Source organism: Variovorax boronicumulans (genome assembly GCF_009811375.1).
Taxonomy (GTDB): Bacteria; Pseudomonadota; Gammaproteobacteria; order Burkholderiales; family Burkholderiaceae_C; genus Variovorax; species Variovorax boronicumulans.
Genome location: NZ_BKDH01000009.1, coordinates 1 through 2,500, shown reverse-complemented (window position 1 = coordinate 2,500; position 2,500 = coordinate 1). Strand labels below are relative to the sequence as shown.

Annotated in this window: 2 rRNA genes (1 of these 2 cut by a window edge); both read left to right on the top strand. The window is 50.7% G+C overall.

Annotated elements, in window-relative coordinates:
• Positions 1 to 2,058, top strand: a 23S ribosomal RNA gene (locus tag VHAB30_RS30885); it begins 816 nt to the left of the window's first position.
• 128 nt (positions 2,059 to 2,186) lie between these two features.
• A 5S ribosomal RNA gene (gene rrf, locus VHAB30_RS30880) occupies positions 2,187 to 2,299 on the top strand.
• Positions 2,300 to 2,500 lie beyond the last annotated feature (201 nt).

Below are 2,500 nucleotides of genomic sequence, written 5' to 3'. Positions count from 1 at the left end.
TTTAGGTAGTGCCTCAAGTATTACCATCGGGGGTAGAGCACTGTTTTGGCTAGGGGGTCATGGCGACTTACCAAACCAAGGCAAACTCCGAATACCGATGAGTACAGCTTGGGAGACAGAGCACCGGGTGCTAACGTCCGGACTCAAGAGGGAAACAACCCAGACCGCCAGCTAAGGTCCCTAAAATTGGCTAAGTGGGAAACGAAGTGGGAAGGCTAAAACAGTCAGGATGTTGGCTTAGAAGCAGCCATCATTTAAAGAAAGCGTAATAGCTCACTGATCGAGTCGTCCTGCGCGGAAGATGTAACGGGGCTAAGCCAGTTACCGAAGCTGCGGATTTGCAATTTATTGCAAGTGGTAGGAGAGCGTTCTGTAAGCCTGTGAAGGTGCGTTGTAAAGCGTGCTGGAGGTATCAGAAGTGCGAATGCTGACATGAGTAGCGTTAAAGGGGGTGAAAAGCCCCCTCGCCGTAAGCGCAAGGTTTTCTACGCAACGTTCATCGGCGTAGAGTGAGTCGGCCCCTAAGGCGAGGCAGAGATGCGTAGCTGATGGGAAACAGGTCAATATTCCTGTACCGATTGTTAGTGCGATGTGGGGACGGATCTTAATAGGTCATCCAGTTATTGGATTATTCTGGTTTAGTTGGATGTAGGCGTGCATTAGGCAAATCCGGTGCACATATACCGAGGCCAACGATCGAGCGGACTTGTCCGTGAAGTGACTGAACGAGGTTCCAGGAAAAGCCACTAAGCTTCAGCTAACAACGACCGTACCGCAAACCGACACTGGTGCGCGAGATGAGTATTCTAAGGCGCTTGAGAGAACTCAGGAGAAGGAACTCGGCAAATTGACACCGTAACTTCGGAAGAAGGTGTGCCCTATTAGTGTGTAGTGAACAACGAAGCATGAATGGGTTGCAAAAAATCGGTGGCTGCGACTGTTTATTAAAAACACAGCACTCTGCAAACACGAAAGTGGACGTATAGGGTGTGACGCCTGCCCGGTGCTGGAAGATTAAATGATGGGGTGCAAGCTCTTGATTGAAGTCCCAGTAAACGGCGGCCGTAACTATAACGGTCCTAAGGTAGCGAAATTCCTTGTCGGGTAAGTTCCGACCTGCACGAATGGCGTAACGATGGCCACACTGTCTCCTCCTGAGACTCAGCGAAGTTGAAATGTTTGTGATGATGCAATCTCCCCGCGGAAAGACGGAAAGACCCCATGAACCTTTACTGTAGCTTTGTATTGGACTTTGAACAGATCTGTGTAGGATAGGTGGGAGGCTTTGAAGCAGGGTCGCTAGATCTTGTGGAGCCAACGTTGAAATACCACCCTGGTGTGTTTGAGGTTCTAACCTAGGTCCATTATCTGGATCGGGGACAGTGCATGGTAGGCAGTTTGACTGGGGCGGTCTCCTCCCAAAGCGTAACGGAGGAGTTCGAAGGTACGCTAGTTACGGTCGGACATCGTGACGATAGTGCAATGGCATAAGCGTGCTTAACTGCGAGACTGACAAGTCGAGCAGATGCGAAAGCAGGACATAGTGATCCGGTGGTTCTGTATGGAAGGGCCATCGCTCAACGGATAAAAGGTACTCTGGGGATAACAGGCTGATACCGCCCAAGAGTTCATATCGACGGCGGTGTTTGGCACCTCGATGTCGGCTCATCTCATCCTGGGGCTGTAGCCGGTCCCAAGGGTATGGCTGTTCGCCATTTAAAGAGGTACGTGAGCTGGGTTTAAAACGTCGTGAGACAGTTTGGTCCCTATCTTCCGTGGGCGCTGCAGATTTGAGGAAGCCTGCTCCTAGTACGAGAGGACCGGAGTGGACACACCTCTGGTGTATCGGTTGTCACGCCAGTGGCATTGCCGAGTAGCTAAGTGTGGAAGAGATAACCGCTGAAAGCATCTAAGCGGGAAACTCGTTTCAAGATGAGATCTGCCGGGGCCTTGAGCCCCCTAAAGAGTCGTTCAAGACCAGGACGTTGATAGGTCAGGTGTGGAAGCGCAGTAATGCGTTAAGCTAACTGATACTAATTGCTCGTGCGGCTTGACCCTATAACTTTGATCAATCTGATCAAGGTGTTATGCCAAGTTGACGCATTCAAAATAATTCGCCAAAAGCTGATTCCAAACTCTATGAATTCGTTTGATTGATCGTGTGATCAGTCAGACAACCCTTTATGCCTGATGACCATAGCGAGTTGGTACCACTCCTTCCCATCCCGAACAGGACAGTGAAACGACTCAGCGCCGATGATAGTGCGGGTTCCCGTGTGAAAGTAGGTCATCGTCAGGCTCTTACAGCCCAGAAAACCCCAGTCAGCAATGACTGGGGTTTTTTGCTTTGCGCGGCGCAAAGACCAAACGCATAAAAAGCGCTGACTCGAAAGAATCAGCGCTTTTTTATTGCAGCAGACAACCGCCAATCAGGCGTTGTGAACTCCCGAAGCATCGGATTGTGCTGCGCCGGCCGTAATCAGCTCTGCAAGCAGGTCCG